This window comes from Bradyrhizobium sp. A5, assembly GCF_042076515.1.
Classification (GTDB): domain Bacteria; phylum Pseudomonadota; class Alphaproteobacteria; order Rhizobiales; family Xanthobacteraceae; genus Bradyrhizobium; species Bradyrhizobium cosmicum.
The window spans coordinates 4564263-4588792 of the sequence record NZ_CP148990.1; the positions used below are offsets into that span (position 1 = coordinate 4564263).

The 24530-nt window shown below is 66.5% G+C and carries 24 protein-coding genes and 2 riboswitches; of the genes, 9 read left to right on the forward strand and 15 right to left on the reverse strand.

Translation table 11 applies throughout. The annotated features are described in order from the left end of the window. Nucleotides 1–2: 2 nt before the first annotated feature. The 3 genes from WHZ77_RS21975 to WHZ77_RS21985 are packed head-to-tail and all read right to left on the reverse strand — an operon-like array spanning nt 3 to nt 2618. Nucleotides 3–779, reverse strand: a complete 777-nt coding sequence (locus WHZ77_RS21975; RefSeq protein WP_375309848.1) for an ABC transporter ATP-binding protein — start codon at nt 777–779, stop codon at nt 3–5. Further along, a complete protein-coding gene (locus WHZ77_RS21980) occupies nt 779–1630 on the reverse strand; it encodes an ABC transporter permease (RefSeq protein ID WP_375309849.1) in 852 nt (283 codons plus the stop codon). The genes WHZ77_RS21975 and WHZ77_RS21980 overlap by 1 nt, the downstream gene beginning before the upstream one ends. After that, complete coding sequence (locus WHZ77_RS21985; RefSeq protein WP_375309850.1) at nt 1614–2618, reverse strand: ABC transporter substrate-binding protein; 1005 nt, start codon at nt 2616–2618, stop codon at nt 1614–1616. The genes WHZ77_RS21980 and WHZ77_RS21985 overlap by 17 nt, the downstream gene beginning before the upstream one ends. 199 nt (nt 2619–2817) lie before the next feature. On the opposite strand from WHZ77_RS21985, the gene WHZ77_RS21990 reads away from it, so the two are divergent. Both WHZ77_RS21990 and WHZ77_RS21995 read left to right on the forward strand, forming a co-directional pair. Continuing rightward, the gene (locus WHZ77_RS21990; RefSeq protein WP_375309851.1) at nt 2818–3537 is read left to right on the forward strand and encodes a GntR family transcriptional regulator; all 720 of its coding nucleotides are present in this window, start codon (nt 2818–2820) and stop codon (nt 3535–3537) included. Nucleotides 3538–3539: 2 nt separating this feature from the next. After that, nucleotides 3540–4289, forward strand: coding sequence for an aspartate/glutamate racemase family protein (locus WHZ77_RS21995; RefSeq protein WP_375309852.1), 750 nt, complete (start codon nt 3540–3542; stop codon nt 4287–4289). On the opposite strand, the gene WHZ77_RS22000 is transcribed toward WHZ77_RS21995, so the two are convergent. Then, on the reverse strand, nt 4286–5677 hold the full coding sequence (locus WHZ77_RS22000) for an amidase (protein ID WP_375309853.1): 1392 nt from the start codon (nt 5675–5677) through the stop codon (nt 4286–4288). The genes WHZ77_RS21995 and WHZ77_RS22000 overlap by 4 nt on opposite strands. Nucleotides 5678–5765: 88 nt before the next feature. Here WHZ77_RS22000 and WHZ77_RS22005 point away from each other — a divergent pair, with 88 nt between their 5' ends. The 4 genes from WHZ77_RS22005 to WHZ77_RS22020 are packed head-to-tail and all read left to right on the forward strand — an operon-like array spanning nt 5766 to nt 9637. Then, a complete protein-coding gene (locus WHZ77_RS22005) occupies nt 5766–6860 on the forward strand; it encodes an ABC transporter ATP-binding protein (RefSeq protein ID WP_375309854.1) in 1095 nt (364 codons plus the stop codon). A gap of 30 nt (nt 6861–6890) precedes the next feature. Beyond that, nucleotides 6891–7937, forward strand: a complete 1047-nt coding sequence (locus tag WHZ77_RS22010; protein ID WP_375309855.1) for an ABC transporter substrate-binding protein — start codon at nt 6891–6893, stop codon at nt 7935–7937. 21 nt (nt 7938–7958) lie between these two features. Continuing rightward, complete coding sequence (locus WHZ77_RS22015; protein ID WP_375309856.1) at nt 7959–8822, forward strand: ABC transporter permease; 864 nt, start codon at nt 7959–7961, stop codon at nt 8820–8822. Next, complete coding sequence (locus WHZ77_RS22020; protein WP_375309857.1) at nt 8822–9637, forward strand: ABC transporter permease; 816 nt, start codon at nt 8822–8824, stop codon at nt 9635–9637. Before WHZ77_RS22015 ends, WHZ77_RS22020 begins: the two co-directional genes overlap by 1 nt. On the opposite strand, the gene WHZ77_RS22025 is transcribed toward WHZ77_RS22020, so the two are convergent. Next, nucleotides 9638–9973 (reverse strand): hydroxyisourate hydrolase, encoded by a 336-nt coding sequence (locus WHZ77_RS22025; RefSeq protein ID WP_375309858.1) that lies wholly within the window; start codon nt 9971–9973, stop codon nt 9638–9640. 29 nt (nt 9974–10002) lie between these two features. On the opposite strand from WHZ77_RS22025, the gene WHZ77_RS22030 reads away from it, so the two are divergent. Together WHZ77_RS22030 and WHZ77_RS22035 are read left to right on the forward strand one after the other, a co-directional pair. After that, nucleotides 10003–11199: an MFS transporter gene (locus WHZ77_RS22030; RefSeq protein ID WP_375309859.1), complete on the forward strand. Its 1197-nt coding sequence runs from the start codon at nt 10003–10005 to the stop codon at nt 11197–11199. Further along, complete coding sequence (locus WHZ77_RS22035; protein WP_375309860.1) at nt 11180–12547, forward strand: amidase; 1368 nt, start codon at nt 11180–11182, stop codon at nt 12545–12547. The genes WHZ77_RS22030 and WHZ77_RS22035 overlap by 20 nt, the downstream gene beginning before the upstream one ends. 1 nt (nt 12548) lies before the next feature. On the opposite strand, the gene WHZ77_RS22040 is transcribed toward WHZ77_RS22035, so the two are convergent. Both WHZ77_RS22040 and WHZ77_RS22045 read right to left on the reverse strand, forming a co-directional pair. Continuing rightward, nucleotides 12549–13970, reverse strand: a complete 1422-nt coding sequence (locus WHZ77_RS22040) for a PepSY domain-containing protein (RefSeq protein ID WP_375309861.1) — start codon at nt 13968–13970, stop codon at nt 12549–12551. A 12-nt stretch (nt 13971–13982) separates the two neighbouring features. After that, on the reverse strand, nt 13983–16352 hold the full coding sequence (locus WHZ77_RS22045; RefSeq protein ID WP_375309862.1) for a TonB-dependent receptor: 2370 nt from the start codon (nt 16350–16352) through the stop codon (nt 13983–13985). Nucleotides 16353–16467: 115 nt separating this feature from the next. Further along, nucleotides 16468–16670: riboswitch (cobalamin riboswitch) on the reverse strand. Between the two features lie 72 nt (nt 16671–16742). Between WHZ77_RS22045 and WHZ77_RS22050 the strand changes: the two genes are divergently transcribed. Next, nucleotides 16743–17315, forward strand: a complete 573-nt coding sequence (locus WHZ77_RS22050) for a histidine phosphatase family protein (RefSeq protein ID WP_375309863.1) — start codon at nt 16743–16745, stop codon at nt 17313–17315. Between the two features lie 6 nt (nt 17316–17321). On the opposite strand, the gene cobT is transcribed toward WHZ77_RS22050, so the two are convergent. The 8 genes from cobT to cbiE all read right to left on the reverse strand — a co-directional run bounded on the left by cobT (nt 17322) and on the right by cbiE (nt 24528). After that, complete coding sequence (gene cobT / locus WHZ77_RS22055; protein WP_375309864.1) at nt 17322–18374, reverse strand: nicotinate-nucleotide--dimethylbenzimidazole phosphoribosyltransferase; 1053 nt, start codon at nt 18372–18374, stop codon at nt 17322–17324. A 15-nt stretch (nt 18375–18389) separates the two neighbouring features. Further along, a complete protein-coding gene (cobF, locus tag WHZ77_RS22060) occupies nt 18390–19139 on the reverse strand; it encodes a precorrin-6A synthase (deacetylating) (RefSeq protein WP_375309865.1) in 750 nt (249 codons plus the stop codon). A 46-nt stretch (nt 19140–19185) separates the two neighbouring features. Then, nucleotides 19186–19863 carry an energy-coupling factor ABC transporter permease gene (locus tag WHZ77_RS22065; protein WP_375309866.1) on the reverse strand — a complete coding sequence of 226 codons (678 nt, stop codon included), beginning with the start codon at nt 19861–19863 and terminating at the stop codon, nt 19186–19188. Between the two features lie 36 nt (nt 19864–19899). Next, a riboswitch (cobalamin riboswitch) is annotated at nt 19900–20119 on the reverse strand. Between the two features lie 45 nt (nt 20120–20164). Beyond that, the gene (gene cobA / locus WHZ77_RS22070) at nt 20165–20896 is read right to left on the reverse strand and encodes a uroporphyrinogen-III C-methyltransferase (RefSeq protein ID WP_375309867.1); all 732 of its coding nucleotides are present in this window, start codon (nt 20894–20896) and stop codon (nt 20165–20167) included. Then, entirely contained in the window at nt 20893–22203 is a 1311-nt protein-coding gene (locus tag WHZ77_RS22075) for a cobyrinate a,c-diamide synthase (protein ID WP_375309868.1), read from the reverse strand. Before WHZ77_RS22075 ends, cobA begins: the two co-directional genes overlap by 4 nt. Further along, a complete protein-coding gene (gene cobM / locus WHZ77_RS22080; protein ID WP_375309869.1) occupies nt 22203–22985 on the reverse strand; it encodes a precorrin-4 C(11)-methyltransferase in 783 nt (260 codons plus the stop codon). Before cobM ends, WHZ77_RS22075 begins: the two co-directional genes overlap by 1 nt. Next, the gene (locus WHZ77_RS22085; RefSeq protein WP_375309870.1) at nt 22982–23350 is read right to left on the reverse strand and encodes a cobalamin biosynthesis protein; all 369 of its coding nucleotides are present in this window, start codon (nt 23348–23350) and stop codon (nt 22982–22984) included. The genes cobM and WHZ77_RS22085 overlap by 4 nt, the downstream gene beginning before the upstream one ends. After that, complete coding sequence (cbiE, locus tag WHZ77_RS22090) at nt 23347–24528, reverse strand: precorrin-6y C5,15-methyltransferase (decarboxylating) subunit CbiE (RefSeq protein ID WP_375314789.1); 1182 nt, start codon at nt 24526–24528, stop codon at nt 23347–23349. Before cbiE ends, WHZ77_RS22085 begins: the two co-directional genes overlap by 4 nt. Nucleotides 24529–24530: the final 2 nt, after the last annotated feature.

Sequence of the window (24530 nt, forward strand, 5' to 3'; positions counted from 1 at the left end):
CCTTACGACGCCTGCGCAAGGCGCGTCGACTCCTCCCGGATCAGGGACAGGATGCGGCGCTTGGCGTCATTGAACTCGGGGCTGGTGATGTCGCGCGGGCGCGGCAGGTCGAAATTGACCGCTTCGCGGATGCGGCCGGGCCGCTTGGTCATCACCACGATCTTGTTGCCGAGCACCAGCGCCTCGTCGACGCTGTGGGTGACGAACACGATGGTGCAGCGGCGCTTCTGCCAGATCGCCACCAGTTCCTCCTGCATTTCGAGCTTGGTCTGGGCGTCGAGCGCCGCAAACGGCTCGTCCATCAGGATGACGCTGGGATTCATCAGCAGAGCCCGGGCGATGCCGACCCGCTGGTTCATGCCGCCGGACATCTCGGAGGGATGGTGGTGCTCGAAGCCGCGCAGGCCGACGAGATCGATAAACTCCATGGCGCGGTCGTAGCGTTCAGCCTTGGCGACGCCCTTGAGCTTGAGATGGAAGGCGATGTTGTCGATCGCCGTCAGCCACGGCATCAATGTCGGCTGCTGGAACACCACGCCGCGATCCGAGCCCGGCCGCTCCACCTGCTTGCCGTCGACCAGCGTACGCCCGGACGTGGCCTGCTCGAATCCGGCGATGATGTTGAGCAGGGTCGACTTGCCGCAGCCGGACGGGCCGAGCAGGCAGACGAAATCATTGGTCTCGATGTCGAGATTGATGTTGTCAAGCGTGAGCAGGTCGCGGCCGCGCCGCTTGTCGGAGAACACCTTGACGATGTTGCGTAGCTCGATAGCCGCCATCAGCCCGCCCTGCCCTGCACCGTGGTTGTCTGTTGCCAGCGCAGCGTGTGCGCCATGATCGCCTTGAGGCCGAGGTCGGAGAGATAGCCGAGCAGCCCGATCGATATCATCGCGGCGAGCACGATGTCGTAGCGCAGGAAATAGTAAGAATCCCACAGGACGTAGCCGAGCCCGCTCTTGACCGCGACCATCTCGGCCGTAACCGTCAGCATCCAGGCCGACCCGACCGCGATGCGCAGGCCGGCGAAGATCGAGGGCAGCGCCGCCGGCAGCACGATGTCGGTCAGCATCTGCCGCTGGCTTGCGCCCATCATCGCACCGGCCCGCACCAGATTATGGTCCACGGTCTTCACCCCATGGATGGTGTTCATCAGCACCGGAAAGAAGGCGCCGAGGAAGACCAGAAAGATCGCCGGCTTGTCGGCGATGCCGAACCAGATGATCGCGAGCGGAATCCAGGACACCGGCGGGATCGGCCGCAGCATCTGGAGTGTCGGCTCCAGCGTCTTCTCGAACAGGCGCGACCAGCCGATGGCGACACCGGCGAGAATGCCGAGCAGGCTTGCCAGCGCGAAGCCCCCGAACACGCGCAGGGCGCTGGCGAGCGCGTCGCGCAGCCAGTGGCCGGAATAGGTCTGCGTGGTCTCGTCGAAGCCGAACACCCAGTCGCCGAGCGCATGCAGCACCGCGCTCGGCGCCGGCAGCAGCGCCGGCGGCAACACGCCGCTGCGGGCAAAGGCTTCCCAGCCCGCGATCAGCAGCGCGGGAACGACGACGCGTTCGAGCCCCTGCAAAGCCCGCGTCAGCGGAAACGCCGGCTTAGCTGGCGAGACGTCAGTAACCGAGGTCATTCCTAGCCTTTCCCGTGGCCTGCTCCAGGAACGAATAGTCCATGTTCTTCTCCGCTTCCGCGGAGACGTCCTTCGAGATATATTTGAGGTCGCGCATCATCGCGGCGATCGCCAGCGTCTGCGACCGATGGATCGCGGGATCTGGCGAAGCGTTCTTCAAGGCTTCGGTTGCCACAGTCTTGTCGAGGCCGGTCAGCTTGTTGATGACCTCGATCCACGGCGCCTTGTCGGCGATCAGCTTGTTGTCGAGCTCGACCACGGCGCTGACGACGCCTTGAACACCGGCGCGCTGGCTGGCGATGACGTCCGAACGGGTGACGATCAGATTGGTCAGATTGCCGGCCGCTTGGTCGTACGGCAGCACAAAGTGCTTGCCGGCGCCGGCGAGCCGAATCTGCGAGGCGAACGGCTCCACCGAGCAGATCATGTCGATCTCGCCGCGCTGCAGCGCCGCCAGATGATCGGACGGATTGGGAATGTTGATGAACTGGACGTCCTTGTTGGGATCGACGCCCTGCTTGAGGAACGCGCCGCGCATGTGGATGTCCTGCGCGTTGCCGCGGGAAGCCGCGACCTTCAACAGCTGACCGTCGCTCTTACCCTTGGCAACGATGGCCTTGAACGCGGTCCAATCATCCGGCGGCAGGTCCAGCTTCGTAGACGAGAGACATTCCGAGCCGCCATTGATTTGGCCGGACACGGCGACGACGTCAAAGCCCTTGTCGAGCGCGGTAATGTAATGGAGGTAGGTGACCTGCGCGACGTCGATGCTCTTCGATATCAGCGCGGTCAGCACGTCATTGCCCGAGTTGAAGCCGGTGGCCTCGACCTCGACACCCTTCGCCATGCCTGAAATCAGCGACATCGGCAGGCAGTGCGCGCATTTGGCATAGCCGAGCTTGATTTTGGGGGCTTGCGCGATGGCGAGATCGCCTCCGCCGAACATCGCCGCCATCACCACGAGGCCCCATCGCAAACTCGTCCGCATCGCTCACTCCGTTTCGGAAAGCGCGAGATCCCGCGCGTCGCGCGCGATCATCGACCGGCCCTTGCGGCAGCGCAATCCGGTTTTTGCATGCTGCATACAATTTGCGCGCTATGCCATTGTTTTCAGCTACATACGTCGCTATTTTGGGCAGGCCAGAGGGCCGGAAACGGCTAGGATGAACTGAAGCAACGAGGCGCGCGTGCAGCAGAAGTCGGAAACACCGAAGGGCCGAAAATCGCCCAAACTCAAGAGGATGGGCCTGCATGAGCGCGCCGCTGCGCGGATGCGGACCATGATCATTCGCGGCGAGCTGCCGCCGGGATCGCAGACCCAGGAGACCAGACTGTCGAAGGAGCTGGGCGTGTCGCGCACGCCGCTGCGCGAGGCGATGAAGGTGCTGGCCGCCGAAGGTTTGGTCGAGCTGCGCCCCAACCGCAGCCCCCGCATCGCCGGCATCGCGGTCGAGGGCATCTCGGAGTTGTTCGAGGCGCTGGCCGGGATCGAGCGGATTGCCGCGGAGCTTGCCGCCGAGCGCGCGACCGACCGCGATCTCGCCCGCCTGCGCACACTCCAGACCCGGATGGAGGGTCACCACCGCAGCGGCAAGCTCGACGATTACTTCGCCATCAACGGCGAGATCCACAACACCATCGTCCGCATGGCCCGCAACACGCCGCTGCGCGAAGCGCACGAGACGCTGATCTCCCGCGCCGAACGCGCGCGTTATCTGGCGCTTGGTGCCGACCGCCGCTGGAGCAATTCGGTCGACGAACATGCCGGCATCCTCGCGGCTCTGGAGGCGCGCGACAGCGAGGCGGCCGGCCGCCTGCTCGGCACCCATGTCCGCCAGACCGGCACGGCACTGCTCGAGACTCTCGCCCCCAAGCCCGAGCTCAAGCCCAAGCTGACGGCGGCCTGACCATGAAGCTGCTGCTGCTCAACCCCAACACCAGCCCGGCAGTCACCCAGTTGATGACCGATGTCGGGCAGCGCGCCGCCGCGCCCGGCACCGAGCTGATACCCTGCACCGCGACGCGCGGGGTGCCCTATATCTCGACGCGCACCGAAGCACAGATCGGCGGCGCCATTGCGCTGGAGATGCTGGCCGAGCAGCACACCAGGGTCGATGCCGCGATCATCGCCGCCTTCGGCGATCCCGGCCTGTTCGCCGCGCGCGAAACATTCGACATTCCCGTGGTCGGCATGGCGGAAGCCGCGATGCTGACCGCCTGCATGGCCGGACGGCGCTTTGCCATCGTCACCTTCGCCCAGGCGCTGGGGCCCTGGTACGAGGAATGCGTCCGCGATCATGGACTACGGGAGCGCTGCGCCGGCATTCGCATGCTCGATACGCCATTCAAGGCGATCTCCGAGGTCGGCACCGAGAAAGAAGACGTGCTGGTCGAACTCGCCCAGCGCGCCATCGTCGAGGACGAGGCCGATGTGCTGATCTTCGCGGGCGCCCCGCTGTCCGGTCTCGCCGAGCGTGTCGCCGACCGAATCCCCGTCCCTGTCGTGGACCAGGTCGTCGCCGCCGTGAAGCAGGCCGAGGCGCTGGTCGCGCTGCGGCTGCGCAAGGCAACCGCGGGCACGTTCCGCCGGCCCGCCGCCAAACCCACCCTAGGTCTTGCCGGGGCACTCGCTGCCCGGCTCGAGCATCGCGACAGCTAGGGGAGCTTTGGTCGGCGATGCGAAAAGCCCAATTCGTGTTCGAGAGTACGGCCGAAGGCAAACAACCGGGATTCGCATCCCGGCGGTGCGATGATCTGGATGCCGAAGGGCAGCTCGTTCCCTTCTCGCCGCATTGGCAGAGTCAGCACCGGGAAACCAACCAACGAGACGATGAAGGTCACCGCGAGATAGTCGATCGGCGTCTCCAGCGCCGCGCCATCGATGGCGGTGACGTCACTGATCTCGTTCGGCCAGGGGAAGACGGACGCCGCCGGCGCAACCAGGAAATCGGTACGGGTGAACAGCTCGCGAAAGCTGCGGTAGATCGCGGTGCGGCGGCGTTCGGCGTTGAGGTAATCTTCGGCCGAGAGCTTTGCCCCCGCCTCGATGTTCCAGATCACGGTGGGCGTGAGCTCGGCGAGGCGCGCCCTCAACAGCTCGCCGTAACTGTTGGCAATGTGCGCGGCACGCAGCGTGCGAAAGGTCTCGATCGCACCGCCGCAATCGGGCGAGGATGGAGCGACATCGGCGACGCCGGCGAGCGCGTCGCAGGCGGCAGAAAAGCGCGCACGCACGTCGCGCGCGACCGGCGCGACGCCGAAATCGGGCGTCACTGCGATTCTGGGGCGTCTCGCAAGCAGCCGGTCGTCGCTGCCGACGCCGACCGAAAGCGGATCGTTCGCATCGCCTCCCCCGCAGACCGACAGCGCGAGTTCGAGATCGTCGACATCGCGGGCGAGGAAGCCGTGGGTGGCGAGCATGTCCCAGCCGAGTGGACGGCGCGGGGACGGGATGCGGCCGGGTGTCGGCCGGATCGAGGCGACGTCGCAGAAGCTTGCGGGCGTGCGGACGGAGCCGCCGAAATCGGTGCCGTGCGCCAGCGGCACCATGCCGGCCGCGACCGCGACGGCGGAGCCGCCGGACGATCCGCCGGAGGTCAACGCGGGATCGAACGGATTGCGCGTCGGCCCGCAGAGCTTGTTGATGCAGACCGCACCGAAGCCGAATTCCGGGGTGTTGGTCTTTCCCAAGATGATCGCGCCGGCGCGCCGCAGCCGCGCAACGACGAGATCATCCTCGGCCGGGACGTGATCGCGAAACAGAACCGATCCGTAGGTGGTCGCAAGCCCGGCGGTGTCGGTAAGATCCTTGATCGCAACCGGCACACCATGCAGCGGGCCGATCGGCGCGGGCGCAGCGTCGCAGATTTGCGCGGCACGGCGGGCGCCCTCCGCGTCGACGGTCACGAATGCCGCCAATTGCACGTCGCTGTGCGCTATCCGCGCAAGATGTGCCTCAACGGCGTCGCGCGAGGACAGCTCGCTCTTGGCAACGGCGCGCGCAAGGGTTGTGGCGGTGAGGTCGCAAATCGATTGATCCGAGGTCATCGGACGACAATGCCAAAACGCGCCGCCAAAAGCGACCGCGCCGGGCACGAGATTTGCTTTCTTCTTCGGGGCAACGGGAGGCAACATCATGGCTGAAGTGCAAGGCGGCCGCTCACTCGTCGTCGACGCCGTCACCCACCGTTATCCGAGCGGTGCGCTCGCGGTCGAGAACATCAATCTCGACATCAAGGGCGGCGAGATCATCGCCCTGCTCGGTCCGTCCGGCTGCGGCAAGACCACTCTGCTGCGGATCATCGCCGGCTTCATCGCACAGACGCAGGGACGGATCATCATCGGCGACGACATCGTCGATGCGCTGCCGCCAAACCGCCGTGCCGTCGGCATCGTGTTCCAGAACTATGCGCTGTTTCCGCATCTGTCGATCAGCGAGAACGTCGCTTACGGGCTCGCCGCCCGTGGCATCGACAAGGCGACGCGCCAGCGCGAGGCGCAGCGCCTGCTGGACCTGGTGCAATTGCCTGCTATGGCGGATCGGCTGCCGCGGCAGCTCTCCGGCGGCCAGCAGCAGCGCGTCGCGCTCGCCCGCGCGCTCGCGATCAAGCCCTCGATCCTGCTGCTCGACGAGCCCTTTGCCGCGCTCGACAAGAATTTGCGGCTCGACATGCAGATCGAGGTCAAGCGGCTGCAGCGCGTCTCCGGCATCACCACGCTGATCGTGACGCACGACCAGGAAGAAGCGCTGTCGATGGCCGACCGCGTCGCCGTGCTCAGCCACGGCAAGCTCGAACAGTTCGGATCGCCGTCGGACGTCTACGACCGTCCGCAAACCCTGTTCGTGAATACCTTCGTCGGCTCCAGCAACCGCATGCCCGGCGTGGTCGTCTCGGCGGACCGCACGGCTGCAAAAGTTCGCCTCGATGCCGGCGCGGAGATCATCGCACGGCCCGCGGGCGGCGCGCTCACCGAGGGCGGCCGCGTCACCGTGTGCATCCGGCCCGAGCATCTGCAATTCGTCGGCGACGAGTCCGGCTTTGCCGGCGTCGTCGGCATGTCGCTGCCGCTGGGGGCCACCGTCGTTCATGAAGTCACGACCGCCGACGGCTCCGGCGTCAAGGTCTCCCAGGCGCGCATCGGCGAGACGCGCGCGCTGGAGAGCGGCGCCGCCGTGCGCCTCGCGCCGCTCGCCCCATCGCTCGCCAACGCCTTTCCCGCAACGCTTTAGATTCAATCTTTGTCCAGAGGGAGTTCGACTATGATCATGAACCGCCGCAGCCTGATGACGACCGCACTCACACTCGGCGCCATGAAGGCGTTTCCGGGCTTAAGCTACGCCCAGGCCCGCCCGCTGGTGTTTGCGACCTTCACCGGAAGCTGGGAGGAGGCGCACAAGGCGGTGCTGGTGCCGGCGTTCCGCAAGGCAAGCGCGGACGCCGCGATCGTGCTCGACCCCATGCTCTCGGTCGACCAGATTGCCAAGGTGAACGCGGCAAAGGCCAATCCGCCGATCGACGTGATGCTGCACGATCCGGGCCCGGCCCTCGTTGCGATCGGGCAGGATCTCGTCGAGCCCTATCCGGTCGAGAAGAGCGCCTATTACAAGGACCTGATCTCCGAGGCGCAGGAGCCGATGGGCCCAGCCCCGTTCTTCCAGGTCGTCGGCCTCACCTACAATCCGGAAGCCGTCAAGACGCCGCCGACCTCCTGGGCCGATCTGTGGAAGCCGGAGTTCAAGGGCCGTGTCGGCATCACCAATCTCAACTCGACGCTCGGCACCGGCTGGCTGGTCGAGATCGCCAAGATGCGCGGCGGCTCGGAAGCCAATGTCGATCCCGGCTTCAAGGCGATCGAGGAGCTGAAGCCCAATCTCGCCGCCGTCGCCGCCAATCCCGGCGCGCTCGCGACCCTGTTCCAGCAGGGCCAGATCGACATCTCGCCCGGCAATTTCAACGCCATCCAGATCCTCAAGGCGCGCGGCGTACCGGTCGAGTTCGTGGCGCCGAAGGAAGGCGCCATCGCCTTCAAGACCACGATCCACATCGTCAAGAACTCGCCTAACCGCGAGCTCGCCTTCAAGCTGATCGAGGCGTCGCTGACGCCGGAGGTGCAGACCACGCTGATGAACCCGCCCTATCTGATCGTGCCGACGAATTCCAAGGTGACGATGGGCGGCGAGATCGCGCGCGTGCTCGCCAAGGACACCGCCGAGCTGAAGCAGAAATTCGTGTTCCAGGACTGGAAGAAGATCAACGAACAGCGCTCGGCGTGGATCGAGCGATTCAACCGCGAGATCAAGATCTAGAGGCATCGCTGAGGATTTGTCATGGGCACGGCACCGGCATCGCGGGATGTGACGTCCTACGGGATGGGATTGGCAGCGCCGCTGGCGCAGTTCTTCCTGGTCTTCTTCGTGGCGCCGCTGCTGCAATTGCTCTGGCTCTCGCTGCACAACGACACGGCCGCGCTCCATTGGGGGCTCGGCCAGTACCTACACTTCCTCACCGATCCCTTCAGCCTCGGCGTGCTCGGCTCGACGCTGATGCTAGGGGCCGAGGTGACGGCCGTGTGCCTCGTGCTCGGCTTTCCCATCGCCTGGCTCTACCAGCGGGTCGGACCAAAGCTTCAGACCATCATCATCCTGATCGTGCTGCTGCCGCTTCTGACCAGCGTCGTGGTCCGCACCTTCGCCTGGATCGTCATCCTGGGCCGCCAGGGCATCATCAATGCGACGCTGCAATCCCTTGGGATGATCGATACACCGATAAAACTGCTCTACACCCAGTTCGGCGTGGTGATCGCGCTGGCGCAGGTGCAGATGCCGCTGATGACGCTGCCGCTGATCACGGCGCTCGGCCGCATCGATTCCAATCTCGACGATGCCTCCTGCTCCCTCGGCGCCGGGAGCTGGCGCACCTTCTTCAGGATCGTGCTGCCGCTGTCGCTACCCGGCGTAATCGCCGGCTGCACGCTGACCTATGCCGCGGCGATCACCGCCTTCATCACCCAGTCGCTGATCGGCGGCGGGCAGATGCTGTTCATGCCGATGTATCTCTATCAGCAGGCCTCCACGCTGCAGAACTGGCCCTTTGCCTCCGCGATCTCGATCATCTTCCTGCTGGCCGTGCTCGCGGTCGTCTCGGTCTTCACCACGCTCGGCCGCCTGTCGCGCGGCTATGGAGGCGCGTGATGAGCGGACGCAAGCGCACCCTGGAAGCCATCAGCTTCGAGTTCGTGATGACCGCGATCGCGGTGATCGCACTGATCATCATCATCGCGCCCTCGCTGGTGGTGCTGATCGTCTCCTTTACCAGCGGGTTCTCACTGCGCTTCCCGCCGCCGGGCTATTCGCTGCGCTGGTACGCCGAGTTGTGGAACGCCTGGCAGCTGCACTTCGCGGCCAAGAACAGCCTCACCGTCGCACTGTGGGCGACGGGCCTGTCAGTCGTGCTCGGTGTTGGGGCGGCGCTCGCGATCTCACGGTCGCGGACGCTGTCGGCACGTCTGCTCGACTCCCTCTTCATGTCGCCGCTGGTGCTGCCGGCGCTGGCTTTTGGTCTGGCTGCGCTGATGCTGTTCTCGCTGGTCGGGATGCAGGTGTCGTTACTGACGCTGGTGATCGGCCACACCGTGGTCTGCGTGCCCTATGTCGTGCGCAACACGGTCGCAGCGCTCGCCCAGCTCGAGCCGACCCTGCTGGAGAGTTCCGCGGTGCTGGGCGCGAGCCGGCTCTACACGTTCCGGCGGATCGTGCTGCCGCTGATCCGGCCGGGCATCATCGCGGGCGCCTTCATCGCCTTCATGTCGTCGTTCGACAACGTACCGGTCTCGCTGTTCCTGCGCGACGCCGCAACCGACATGCTGCCGATCCGGATGTGGCAGGACCTCGAGGGCAAGCTCGACGTCACCATTGCCGCGCTATCGAGCGTGCTGATCATCGCCACCGTTGCGATGGTCGCGGTCATGGAGCGCGTCACAGGCCTGTCGCGGCGGCTGACCAACTGATCAGGCGCCGCGGAACAGCGAATAGCCCCAGCGCGTGAATTTCAGCGGCAGATGAAAATGCTCCTCGACATGCTTGATGCGGAAGCGGAACGGCGTCACCGTGAGAAAGCCGTCGCTGTCCGCAAAGAATTCGCCGAGATGAAACAGCACCTCGTACTCGCCTGCCGTCACGCCCGCGCCCTGCGCAATGGGGTGATCGAGCACACCGTTGGCGCCGAGCCGACCGTCGGCGACGCGCGAGGAGTCAGGATCGATCCGCCAGATCTCGACGCGCAGACCCTGCGCCGGTCGTCCGCCGGCCACATCGACCGCGTGAATGGAAATACCGCCTGCCATAGTGCCGTTCCTCCTGATAGCGCCGCGCCATGGTAGACGCAAACACCGCCGTTCGGCCAGCGCCGCCGTTGCTGCCGGCGCTCGGCGCGATGACCTCGCTTCAGGCCCTGGTGGCGCTCGCCTTGTTTGCCCCGGGCGTGGTCGCGCCGCGCGCCCATATCGAGGTCTGGCAGCTCTCGATGTTCTCCTGCGCAGTGTTCGCCGTCGGCATCCCCGCCTCGTTCTGGGGCGGCGGCCTCATCGCGCGGATGGGCTCGCTCCGGATCGCGAGCCTGTGCGCGGCGGCGATCGTCGTCAGCATGGCGCTGGCTTCGCTCGGATCGACCGCGGCCCTGCTCGCCGCCGGCCTCTGCCTAGGCCTTGCCTTCGGACCGGAGACGCCCGCGAGCGCGGCGCTGCTGTCGCGGCTGGTAACGTCGGAGCGACGCGCCTTCGTGTTCTCGGTGCGCCAGACCGGCAACCAGATCGGCGCCGTCTGCGGCTCGCTGGCCCTGCCCGCGGTCGCGATCTGGCTGGGACCGGCCTGGTGCTACGCAGTCGTCGGTGCCTGCGCTCTCGTCGCAATCCTGCTGTTCGAGCACCTGCGGCCGGCTTTTGCCGGCAAAGCCGTTCCGCTTCCGCAACTTGATCTCCGCGCGCGGCTGGCGCTGGTCACCGCGGACCGGCGCATCGCGCTGCTGGCGCTGGCCTCGATGCCGTTCAGCGCAATGCAGGTGTCGCTCAACACCGTCTTCGTCATGCTCGGCACACGTCAGCTCGGCCTGAGCCACATCGAGGCCGGCCTGGCGCTCGCGTGCGCGCAGGCCGGCGGCCTGGTCGGCCGGCTCGGCTGGGGCTATGTCGCCATGCGTCTCGATGCCTCGCGCATGGTGCTCGTCGTCATCGGCCTCGGCATGGCCTTCTGCGCCGCGCTGCTCGGCCTCGATGGCGCATCGCTCGGTCGCACCGAGCAATTCGCCGTCGCGGCCCTGTTCGGCCTGACGGCATCCGGCTGGAACGGCGTCTTCATCGCCGAGATCGCGCGCCTCGCCCCGCAGGACCGGATCGGCGAGACTACGGGCGCCGTGCTGACCGCATCCTATGCCGGCCTGCTCGCCGCGCCGGCGCTGGTTTCGGTGCTGGATGGCGTTGCCGGTCTCGGCGCCGCGTTCTTCGCCTTGGCTTGCCTTGCCCTGTGCGGCACATTGGCGCTGATCTGGGAAGGCCATGACAGAGCGAAACAATAGCGCGCGCGAGATTGCGGCCAACATCTCCGCTGGGCGCACGAGCGCGGTGGAAACAGCCAAGGCAGCGCTTACGCGCATCGAGGCGGCCAGGGCGCTGAACGCGGTGGTGACGATCGATCCCGCCCGCACGCTTGCCGACGCGGCAGCGGTCGATGCGCGCCTGCGCTCCGGCGAAGCGATGCCGCTCGCCGGCGTCCCCATCGTCGTCAAGGACAACATCTGGGCCGCTGGCTGGCGCATCACGCAGGGCTCGCGCCTGTTCGCCAATTTCATTGCGCCACAGGATGCCATTGCAATCGAGCGCCTGCGCGAGGCCGGCGCCGTCATCATCGGCATCGGCGCGACGTCGGAGTTCGCCAGCAAGGGTGTGACGACCTCACAGCTGTTCGGACCCACACTCCATCCGCTCGATCCCACGTTGACACCTGGCGGTTCATCGGGCGGTCCGGCCGCCGCCGTAGCGGCCGGCCTCGTGCCGCTCGCGATCGGTACCGATGCCGGCGGCTCCAGCCGCAGGCCGCCCGCCCATGTCGGTGTCGCCGGTTTCAAGCCGTCCTATGGCGCGATCCCGTATGGGCCGGGTTTCGCCGAGCCGTTCTTTGGCCTCTCCGTCATCGCTCCGATCGCCGCCGACGTCGCGGATATCGCGCTGGCGTTCGAGGCCATGGCCGGCGTCGATCCGCGCGATCCGGACTCGGCAGTCGTCGCGAGAGAGGCTGAAGACATCACGGACTTGCGCATCGCGTTTTCACCGCGCCTCGGACTTGACGTCGCCGTTGACGACGTCGTTGCGAACGGGCTCGCTTCCGCTGTTGAACGCATCGCCGCCACAGGCTTGCGTATCGCACATCGCGATCCGGTCTGGCTGGCGGGCGCCACGGAGGAAGCCATCATGCCGCTTCAGCATGCCGGCCTCGCCGCGCTCTATGGCGACACCTTTCGCAAGGACCCGAATGTCTTCGATCCTGATATCGCCAGGCAGATCGAGCGAGGACTCACCTGGTCGGGGTCAGAGGTTGCCGGAGCCCTCGTCGCCAGCACCGCAATCGCCAATGCCTTCGCTGCCTTCTTCAGCGAGGTCGACCTGTTGCTGGCACCGACGGTGCCCTGCGTTGCGTGGCCGTTTACCCAGCTCGGACCCGAGACGATCGGCGGCCGCGCCGCAAGCCCGCGCGCGCACGCCGTATTCACGCCGTTCGTCAATCATGCCCGACTGCCGGCGATTTCGATCCCTTGCGGGACCGATGAGCGCGGACTTCCTTTCGGCTTGCAGATCATCGCCCGTCGCGGACAGGACCGCACACTGCTGCGAGCTGCGCAGCACATCGAGTCCGTGCTCAGGGCATAAGTCAGCCCGCAAAGGTCGATCGCAGGCGCCGCCAGCCGATGACGATGCCGGTGATGGAGAACACCAGCCCGAGCGCGCAGAGCCCGACGATCAGGACATCGCGCAAACGCGGATGCGCGAGCAGGACCGGAAAATCGAACGTATGCAACGCGCTGTAGACCCAGCGATAGGTCCGCCGCGACGCATCGAGCCTCTGCGGCACGCGGCCGTCGGCCCCGTCGATATCGAACCAGAGGTCGCCGCAGCGGGAGCGATAGACGGGTACACGCGCAACGATGGACTGCGCAGGATAGGCGTCGTCACCGGCAAGACTGGAGGGTGCGCCGCAGCCGTCCGCGACACGCGTCATCAAGCTTCCGACCTCCAGCGCGCTCAGGAATTCCGACTCTCCATTTGCGGGGCGGACCAGAGCTTGCTTGTCGAGACCGAGCCACTCGCGCCGATGGAGTCTGCCATCGAAAGCAAACCATTCGACCTCGCGGGCCGCTGACGATATCGGCTTCCGATCGAGCGACGCGGCTGTCGTCCAGTCCGGCGAAACATCGATCACGCCGGCTTCAGCCGGGGTCAACTCCCCGCGCGAGAACAGCCGGCCGTGATCCATCGAGAGCCAGCCGCTGAAGATCCAGGTCAGCACGAAAGCTGTCGCGACGAGGCCGATGACGTGATGCAGGGCGTGCCAGCCGCGATAAGGCGACGACAGTTGCCGACCGCGAAGCCTGAGCCGTGCGAGCCCGAGCACCGCGCCGAGCAATGCCGCAATCAAGGCCAGCAGCGATAGCGTCCAAACCACGCCATCCCATAGCGCCCAGTTGCTTCGCAGCACTGTCGGATAGATCCAGTGTAGGACGCTCCCCGCCCAATTCCAGCCGCGCTCGCTTCGCGTCGTATCCAGGACGACTTCGCCGGTCCGCGATGAAACGTAGACCTCCGTCCCGGCGGCATCGTCGAGAGCGACGCGGAATAGGGGCCGATGGCGATCAAAGCCATTCGGCACGCTCCATTGATCGTAATCCGCGCGTGCGATGACCTCCGCATGCGTGGCATCGAGCCCGCGCAAGTGCGCATGCTCCCGCGCGATGGCGAGCGCGAATTCAGACGACGTCACCGACGCGTCCGTTCCATCCAGGGCACGAACCGCGCGAACACGCGATGGCCCCGAGACGATGTAGACCGGTCCATCGCTCCGCCGGATCAGGCGAACTCGTCTGGCATCCGCAATCTCGCTGGCGACCACGGCGTCATGGGCCGACATGGTCACCTGCGCGCCGCCCACCGGTGCCAGTCCGGCAAATCGCTCCGCTTCCGTCAGCGACGGAAACGGAACGAAGTGCATCACAATGCCGGTTGCGAACCACATCGCGAACAGCAGGCAGAACGCGATCCCGAGCCAGCGGTGCAGCAGGACGATCGCGGCCATCATGGGGTCAGCGTCCTACCATTTGAACGCGGCCGAAAGTTCATAGGTGCGCGGCGCGCCGAGCAGGATCTGGTCGGGATAGAACGGATCGCCCCAGATCGCGTAGCGCTTGTCGGCGATGTTGCGCACGCGGAAGGTCAGGCGGGCCTGATCGACCGCATTGAACACCCTCTTGGGGATGTCGACGAAGGCATAGACGTCGGCGACGGTGTAAGCCTTCATCGTCACGACGTTGGCATCGGTGTTGTAGCGGTCACCGACATGACGGCCGGTGATGCCGATCTCGACCGGCCAGGGCGTGAAGAACCGGTACGACGCGCCGGCATTGGCGACGATGCGCGGCACGTTCGGCGGCGTGTTGCCCGAGAACGAGCCGCCGGCGAAATTGTAGTCGGCGTAGCGCGCATCGACATAGGCGATGTTGCCCCACAGGCGCAGCGGCTCGATCGGACGCACCGCGGCGGCGAGCTCCACGCCCTTCGATTCCTGCCGCCCGGCGATGTTGAGTTGCATCCCACCCGCCGCGGCGTAGACGTTCTTGCGCAGGATGTCGTAGGCCGAGAAGGACCACTCCGCCCGGTTGTCCCAGAACAGATGCTTGACGCCGGTCTCATAGGTGCGGGCCGTCGTCAGATCGAGCGGCTGGGTCGGCCCGAGCAGGAAGATGCTGTTGGCCGAGATGTCCGCCCCAGTGGCGTACTGGCTGAAGAAGGTCAGGCCGGGCACGGCTTCCCAGGTGTATCCAATGCGACCGGTCACCGGCGCCCAGTCCTTCGTGAACGGGAAGCCGGCCTTCTCCAATCCGTTCTTGTCGGTCGAATTGCGGTCGAGCCCGATATGCTCGACGCGCAGGCCGCCAACCAGCGCAAAGCTGCGCGTCAGCTTCAGCCGGTCCTCGAACGACAGCGCCTCGTTGTCGATGCGGGCGGTCTGCTGCTGCGTCGTGAGCAGGCCGTAATAGCCGCGATTTGGATCGACCAGTGAAACGGAATCGCCCGGGAAGTTTGCCGCGCCCGGCCTGACAAAGTCGAGGTAGCTCGACGACAGTGTCGTGACCAGCCGGTTGTCGAAACCTGCGATGTTCGCATCCCAGATCAGGTCGGTGATGTTGCCAACCAGCCGCTGGCTGTGCGCGACATAGAAGCGCTCGCGATCCACCATGTTCGTTGTGGAATTAAACGCTTCGATCTCGTTGTTGAACCAGGTGCGCTCTGCACCGTAACCATAGGCCTGGCTCTTCAACGTCAGGTCGGGCGCCAATTTCAGCTCAAAACCGCCACGCAGCCACACTTCCTGCGCGACGTTGCGATTGTCGAGGACGTTGTAGTTGGTGTTGAATGTACGGTCGTCGATGGTGACAGCACTGAGGTTGGTTCCGTTGTAGTTCGAGACGTAGTTGCCGGAGACGATGCCGCCCGTGGCGTGGGAGCCGCTATAGGCAATCGGCACCAGCGGCGCACCCCAATAGGCTTTCGAGCGATCCTCGCGATACTCGATCGCGCCCCAGACCTTGAGACTGTCGGAGACGCGATAGTTGAGCTGACCGGAGACGTCGAGCGTCTTGGTGTTGGTGTCGTCGGCAAAACCGTTGAGCGAGGAGCGGCTGACGTCGAAGCGATAGTCGAGCCCCTGCACATTGGTGCTGCCGCCCGAGCCGTAATGCGCGCGAAACGAATTCAGCGAATCCCAGGAAAACTCCGCCTCGTTCCGGATTGGTCCCGTGTGCGGCTGCCTGGTGACGAAGTTGATCGCACCGCCGGCGGCGCCCTCGCCCGAGATCAGCGAGGCCGGGCCCTTCAGGAACTCCACGGCTTCCAGATTGGCCGTGTCGCTGATCCGCGACGTCATGTTCTGTGGACCGATCTTGATGCCGTTGTAAAGCGTGTTGATCTGGCTGTTGGTGAAGCCGCGCATCGAGAAGGCCGCGGGCTCGGCCGGGTTGTCGCCGGAGGTGACACCGACCGCGCCTTGAGCAACCTCGGACACGGTGCGATAGCCCTGCTCTCGCATGGTCTGCGCCGAAATCACCTCGACGGTCGCAGGCGTTTCGCGCACCGTCAGGCCAAGGCGCGATGCGCTTTCGGCGACCGCATTGCTGTTGAGCGGTGTTTGCGCTTGTGTCTGCGCCGAAGCGACCGTCGCGGCGGACTTTGGCGCGGCCGCAGCAATCGTGGATCGTCGCAACACGGCGCGGCGAAGGCTCTGCCCTTCCCGGCCGGCTGGCCTCGCCTGCTTGCGGGACTGGACCGGGGACACTTCGATCGGCGGCAGGGGATCGCGGACCTGCTGCGCCGACGCTGAGGGCAGATCGATAACGGCAAACGACGTGAGAGCGGCGGACGCGAGCAGGACGCGGCGCGGTCGTACAACACGGATGGAAAACACGGTTTTGGACCTCGGTGTGACGGCAGTGGCACGTCACAGCGAATTAAGGTCCCATCTTCCGGCTTCCCGCCTTCCGATGAAGCCGAATGTCTGTACTCCCCGACCGACATCTTCGCGTGTGACCACGGCTGACGGCAGGTCTCCTGGCTCGCGGGTCATGACCTTGCGTCGCCTTCCCGGGACCGAGATACCCAGTGGCTCGTGACGCAAGATTCGCCGCTTACAGTTGCGGGGGCAGCCACGGCATTGGAGACGACGTCTCCGCACCGCATTCCCTTTTCATCCCCTCGCGGGGAAACCGTCACGACCATCTAGGATTAGGAGCAAGACGGAGTCAATGTGCAGCGTGCGGCGATATTGCCACAGCTACCAACTTCTCTGGAGATGAGCATGGAGGGCGAGACCTTGCTCTGGCTGATACGACATGCGCCCGTCGCCGGCGTCGCAGGGACGATCCACGCGTCCGACGCGCCGGCGGATCTCGGCGATCCCGCGCAACTGGAGGCGCTGCGGCAACGCCTGCCGCGCGATGCGGCGAGCTATGCCAGCCCGTCGCGGCGCACGGTCGAGACCGCGCGGGCGCTGGGGCTCGAACCGGCGCTGGTGACCGATTTCAGCGAGCAGCATTTTGGCGACTGGACCGGCCGGAAGCACGACGAACTCGCCGCGACCGGTGGTGAGACCTACACGGAATTCTGGAGCGATCCCGCCCACAAGAGACCGCCGGGCGGCGAAAGCTTTGAGGATCAGGTCGCGCGCGTGCAGCAGGGACTGTCGCGGATCGGCTCCGGCCCAGCGACGCTTGTCGTACATTCCGGCACCATCCGCGCTGTGCTCTGCATCGCGCTGGATCTGACACCGGAAGCGGCGTTGCGCTTCGTGGTCGATCCGCTGTCGCTGACCCGGATCGACCGGCTCGCCGCCGGCTGGCGCGTCGTCTCGGTCAATCAGCGCATGACCTGAGGCGGTTCAGGCGGGACGATCCGGCACGTTGGCCTGCGCGAACGTCGCCATGCCGTTGTGAAGCGCGCAGGCCGACCGCACCAGCGGCAGCGCGATGGCGGCGCCCGATCCCTCGCCGAGCCTGAGATCGAGGCTGATCAGCGGCTGCACGTCGAGCGCGCGCAGCACCAGCCGATGCCCCTGCTCCGCCGATTGATGCGACGGCAGCAGGAACGGCTGGCACGACGGATTGAGCCGCGCCGCCGCCAGCGCCGCGACCGAGACGATGAATCCGTCGATCAATACCGGGATGCGGCGTTGCGCTGCCGCAATGATCGCGCCGCAGATCGCTGCGATCTCGAGTCCGCCCACCGCGCACAGAATTTTTTCGGGCGAGGCCCCGGCAACGCCATGGCGCGCAATCGCAGCGTCGATCACGCGCGCCTTGTGCGCGCGGCCGGCCGCATCGATGCCGGTACCGCTGCCCGCGATCTCCTCAGCGCTCACGCCGAGAAGGCTCGCGGCAATCGCCGCCGATGTCGTGGTGTTACCGATGCCCATCTCGCCGAAGATTAGCAGATCAGGCTGGCTGGCCCCGGCGCGCGCCACCGCGCGTTGGCCGGCTTCGAAGGCAAACGCCAGTTCGGTGGCAGTGAGCGCGGCTTCGACGCTGAAATCGCGGGTGCCATGGCGCGGCTTATCGGTGACGACGCCCGTCATCTCCCCCTGCGTCAGCGTGCCGGCATCGACCACCTCGAGGCTCGAGCCGAGCTCGCGCGCCAGCACGGAGATCGCGGCGCCGCCGGAGGCAAAATTCGCCATCATCGCGATGGTGACGGCTTGCGGATAGGCCGACACGCCCCGCGCGACGATGCCGTGATCGCCGGCGAAGACGATGATCGGCACCCGCGCCGCGCGCGGCTGCTCGGTCGCCTGCAGGCCTGCAAGCTCGATCGCGAGCTGTTCCAGCCGGCCGAGCGCGCCGGTCGGCTTGGTCAGTTGCGCCTGCCGCGCAATTGCCGCCTCGCGATGAACCGCGGAGACATCCAGGCATTTTTGAGTGACCCATTCGGGAAGCATGCTGCCTCGCTTGCCTTATGGCCTGCGCTTGAGAATGTAGCTGTCCATGATCCAGCCATGCCGCTCGCGCGCCTCCTGGCGTGCGGCCACAATGCGCGGGCCGATCTCAGCCAGCGCGCCGGACATGACGATCTGGTCGGGCATGCCGAGATAGGCACCCCACCAGATCTGCAAGCCGTCCGGATCGAGCGACTGGAATGCGCTGCCGCCGTCGAGCATCACCACCACGGTGTCGACGCCCTGCGGCCAGCCGCCTTCGCGCAGACGGCGCCCCGTCGTGACCAGAAAGGGCTCGCCGATGTCGTTGAGCGGCAGCGCATGCGCCGCGCACAGCGCCTGGATCGAGGTGATGCCGGGCACGACCTCAATTGTCGGCAAGGGAGAGAGCCGCCGCGCAATCCGCAGCGAGGAATCGTACAGCGAGGGATCGCCCCAGATCAGCAGCGCGACTTTGCCATCGCCTTCGAGATGGCTCGCGATCGTCCGCGACCAGGTCGCGGCAACCGCATCGTGCCAATCGTCCACGCCCTTGTGATAGTCCGCTTCACCGGCGTCGCGCACGGGAAGATCGAACTCGGCGATCCCAGTCTTGTCGTTGGTCAGCACATCCGCGCAGATCGTCCGCCTGAGATCGGCGAGATCGGATTTCTCGCTCCCCTTGCGCGGGATCAGGACGAGATCGGCCGCATTGATGGCACGGATCGCGGCGCGCGTGAGCTGCTCGGGATCGCCGCAACCGATGCCTATCAGGGAGAGGGTGAGCATCGCGAGTGCGAAGGGCGACCGCGATGGCCGCCCATTCGCTTGTCTCTCAGGCCGCGTTGTGCAGGCGCGGGGTGACGAGGCCGGGAGCGGTGACGCCGCGCAACGACTTCGCCAGCGCCAGCACCGCCAGATCGGCCAGCGGCTCGATCACGATGACGAGCGCATAGGAGGCCGCGAAGGTCGCGATGTTGGCGAGATTGCTCATGGCAAAGCCGGAGCCATACAGCGCCCAGAACGCGACCCAGCCGATCACACCGGCCTGGTAGGTCGTCGAAAGCGCCAGCGCCTGGCGATAGCTGAGATCGACATAGGCGGTGTTGCGCGAAATGATCCGCGCTGCAATCGCCTGGATGGCGAACAGCGGCACCAGCAGCGTGGTGACGTTCATGCCGAATTGCGGCAAATCCGGCGGCTCGAAGAAGATGCCCTGGAACAGTAGACCGAAGGCGAGGCCGAGAGCTGCGGGGGCCGCCCCGAACAGCAGGAACAAGGTCGAGCCGAGAATGAAGTGCACCTCGGAGACGCCGACCGGGAAGTGCGGCAGGATCTCGAAGAAGGTGAAGACGAGCGCGGTGGTGGCGAGGGTGCGCAACGCAAGCGAGCCGACGCCCTGCTCACGCGCGGTCTCGACCACGAGCTTCAGCGCAACACCGCCGGCGGCGATGCCTGTTGCGTAACTCAACACGAGCTTGGCGCCCGTCACGATCCCGGGTTCGATATGCATGGCTCAGATCCTTCCTGCCGTCACACCCGACGGCGTTGGCCTCAAAACACGCACGGCCGGTCTCCTGGCTCGCGGCTCACTGGGTTCTCCGGCCTTCCCGAGCCTTGCGGCCCAGTGGCGGTTCGGAGTCCCTTACCGCTTACAGTCGCGGGGGCGGCTGGGGTTTGGGGCGCCGCAACTGGGTCCGCCCACCCCCATTCCCGATTATGCTCCGGCGCTTTGCGCCGCGTCGAGCACCATGCATCTCCTGTGTGCCCCTTTCGCGGAGCCGGCGTCAAGGGGCGAGCGGCGGCCGGGGCGATCATGACGGGTAATCCCCTGCGAGCGCACCGAACAGAATCACGGACGCCGTCGACGCCGCGCCGCCGCGCGCAAGCTGCTCCGCCAGTTCGGCAATTGTGGTGCGGACCAGCCGCTCATCGGGGCGCCCGAGAGATTCGGCGAACAGCGCCGGAGTGCCTGGCGCCAGACCGTGCTCGATCAATTTCGCGACGAGCGCCGGAAAGGTACGGCGGCCCATATAGACCACGGTGGTCGCTTCGGGATCGGCCAGCGCCGCCCAGTTGAGAGTCTGCGGCAGCTCACCGGTGACGTCGGCCCCGGTGACGAACTGCACCCGGCGCGAGGTGTGGCGGCGGGTCAGGGGAATGCCGGCATGCGCCGCAGCGACGCAGGCGGTGGTGACGCCGGGAATGATCTCGTAGCCGATGCCGGCTTCGCGCAGCGTCTTGAGCTCCTCCTCGAGGCGACCGAAAATCCCGGCATCGCCGGACTTCAGCCGAACGATCCGGACGCCGGTCGCCGCATAGTCGACCAGCAGACGGTTGACATGGTGCTGTTTTGTCGAGGGCCGCCCTGCCCGTTTTCCCACCGCGACGAGGTTCGCACCGGACCGGGCCAGATCGAGGATCGCGCCGGAGGCGAGATCGTCATAGAGCACGACGTCGGCCTCGCGCAGCCGCGCGGCCCCCTTCAGCGTGAGCAGCTCGGGATCGCCGGGGCCGGCGGAGATGAAAGTGACAAAACCGCTCACCGGTCCTCCGCGATCAGATGGAAGAACGTGCCGGTGGCGTATCCGCGGCGCGAGCCGGTCTCGGCAATGACGGAACCGGTCGCATCGTGCACGACCGCCAGCGGCGTGTCCGGCTGCGCCACGATCGTCGAATAGTGGAACTCGTGGCCGCGCAGCCGCGCGCCAACCTGATGCCCCGGCATCGGGGCAGCGAGCGCGGCGAGACGATAGCCCAGATGCATGCGGCGCCTGGCAAAGCTCGTCTCCAGGCCGAGCAGGCCCGTCATCTCATGGCGGATGCCGTCGGCGTCGGTGAGGCCTTCACCCAGCACCATATAGCCTCCGCATTCGCCGTGCACCGGCCGCGTTTCGGCGAAGGCGCGCAAGCTGCTGCGAAAACGCGCATTGGCGGCGATCGTCCCGGCGTGAAGCTCCGGATAGCCGCCGGGCAGCCAGCACACATCGGCACTCGCGTCAGGCGCCTCGTCGGCCAGCGGCGAGAACGGCAGGATTTCGGCGCCCGCCGCGCGCCACGCTTCCAGCATGTGCGGATAGACGAAGGAGAACGCGGCATCACGCGCAAGCGCGATGCGCTGGCCGGGCGGCGTTACGTTCAGGCCGTTCATTGCAGGCTGCGGTGACCAGGCCGCGGCCGATCGCAGCGCCGCGTCGAGATCGACATGCTCGGTGACGAAGCGCGCCGCCTCGTCGATCAGCGTGCCGATCTCCGCCTGCTCCTCGGCCTGCACCAGGCCGAGATGCCGCTTCGGCAGGCTGATCTCCGCATGACGGGGCAGCGCGCCGAACACGGTGATGCCGGCCTCGAGCAGCGCATGCCGCACGAGATTTTCGTGACGCGGGCTGGCAACGCGGTTGAGCACGACACCGGCAAGGCGCACACCGGGGCGATAATCGCGCAGACCTGCAGCGATCGCTGCCGCCGTCTGAGCTTGCCCGGAAGGGTCGATCACCAGCAGAACGGGCCAGCCCAGCATCTGCGCGATATCGGCGGTGGCGCCGGTGCCACAGACGCCAGGCGCGGCGACGCCGTCGAACAGGCCCATCGAGCCCTCGGCGAGCACGACATCGGCATCAAGGCCGCGGCTGACGAGATGCGCGATCGTTGCCCGGTCCATCGCCCAACTGTCGACGTTGACGGAGGCCCGTCCCGTCGCAGCGGCATGGAAGGCGGGGTCGATGTAGTCGGGCCCGCTCTTGAAACACTGCACGTTCAAGCCGCGATTGCGCCAGGCACGCGCGAGCGCCAGCGTCAGCGTGGTCTTGCCGACGCCGGAGGCTGGCGCGGAGATGACGAGGCCGGCCGCCATCACGACGCCTCCGGAAAGCGCGGCTCGGCGCCGACAGGCCGATAGCGGCGATCGTAATCGGCGGCATAGAGACGGCTCTCGTCAAAATTGGCAGCGCCGAGCGTCTTGCCGACCAGGATGAGCGCGGTGCGTTCCATCTCACGGGCTACAGCGGCGTCGAGCGTTGCCAGCGTGGCGCGGACGATGCGCTGGTCCGGCCAGCTCGCGCGCCAGACGATCGCGACAGGACAGTCCGCGCCGTAATGCGGCGTCAGCTCGGCGATGACCGTGTCGAGCAGATGGATCGACAGATGGATCGCGAGCACAGCGCCGGTCGCGGCGAATGCGGCGAGATTTTCTCCCTCGGGGATCGCGCTGGCGCGGCCCGGCGTGCGCGTCAGCACCACCGTCTGTGCAATGCCGGGCAGCGTCAGCTCAACCTCCAGCGCAGCCGCGGCGGCCGAGAAGGAGGGAACGCCGGGTGTGACCGTATAGGGAATTTCGAGAGCGCGCAGGCGGCGGAGCTGCTCGCCCATAGCCGACCAGATCGAGAGATCGCCGGAATGCAGCCGCGCGATATCCTTGCCTTCCGCATGCGCGGCAGCGATCTCCGCGATGATGTCGTCGAGCGACAGCGGCGCGGTGTTGACGATGCGCGCGCCGGGCGGGCAATGCGCCAGCACACCTTCGGGCACCAACGAGCCGGCATAGAGGCAGACCGGACAGGCGGCGATCAGGTCGCGGCCGCGCAGCGTCAACAGATCGGGGGCGCCAGGCCCAGCGCCGATGAAATGCACCGTCATGCGCCGTCTCCTTCGGCGATCGCCGCAGTCGCGGTCCGATCCTGCGAGACCACGCGCATCGCAATCAGTCGCGCGCGAGGCCCGGCCGCCGCAAGCGCTGCGGCTTCGGCGACCGAGCCCGTGCCGAACTTTTCCACGACGCGATTCGACTGCGTCGGCGTGTCGACGCCGGCCAAGACATCGGCTGATACCGCCTTTATCGGCACGCCGCATTCGCGCGCGAGCTGCTTGAGCACCTCGGCATCGGCTTTGTCGCTGACGGTCGCCACCGCCGCAAGGCCCGCGGGACCACCAGCCGCGAAAAGTGCCTCGCGAAGCGAAGCCAGCGTGACATCCCGCTTGAACCCGAGTCCGGCGACCTTCATCGAACCGTGCTCCACTGCACCACCGGCCGTGCCGCCTCCCACGACCGGAAGCGGCCGAGTGGCGCGGCATGCGCAATCTCGACCCGCATCAGCTCGCCGCCGTGGCGCTGATGCAGCTCGCCGAGCAACGCTTCCGTCTCCAGCGTCACGGCATGCGCGACGAGACGAGTTCCCGGCGCGAGCAGCGACCAGACAGCATCGAACATTGCGCCATCGAGGCCACCGCCAATGAAGACGGCATCCGGTGCCTCCAGCGCTGCAAGGGCCTCGGGCGCTTTCCCGGGAATGACGCTGACACGATGCGCCAATCCGAACGCCGCCGCATTGCTACGGATATTCGCGACACGATCCTCGCGCGCCTCGATTGCGGTCGCTGTCCCGCCGCACAGCGCCCACTCCACCGAGATCGAGCCCGAGCCGGCGCCGATGTCCCACAGCCGCTCACCCGGGCGCGGCGCCAGCGCCGAGAGTGCGAGCGCGCGCACCGGCCGCTTGGTGATCTGGCCATCGTGGACGAAGAGATCGTCCGGCAGTCCCGAGCTGCGAGGAATGCCCTCAGTTCCCCTCGCCAGCAGCGCGACCGCAACCAGTTTCTCCGAGAGATCATCTGCAAAGAGGTCGACGCGATGCTGGTCGATGCTTTCGCGTGGACCGCCAAGGGCAGCGAGAGTCCACAGGAGCGAAGGGCCCCATCCGCGCTTCGTCAGCCATTTCGCGAGATCACCGACCGCCGCTGCGTCGCGCACCAGACAGATGATGCGCGCGTCTTTCGCCAGATGCGGCACCAGCCGCTCGAACGGGGCGGCATGAAGCCCAAGGCACACGACCGATTCGAGACGCCAGCCAAGCCGCGCAGCAGCGAGCGAGAATGTCGAGGGGCCCGGATACGCGATCCACTCGTCTCCATAGAGTTTCTCGGCAAGGCTCGCGCCGGCGCCGTACCAGAACGGATCACCCGAGGCGAGCACCGCGGTCGGCCGGCCACGGCAGCTCAGCACGACGTCCGCATCGAACGGCACCGGCCACGGACGACCTCGGCCCGTCACGCCGGCAAGCGCCAGATGCCGTTCACCGCCAAATACGGTTTCGGCATCGCTGAGTGCCTTTCGGCTTGCCTCGGACAGCCCGGCAAGGCCATCTTCGCCGATACCGATGATCGTCAGCCAGGGATCAGCCAAGG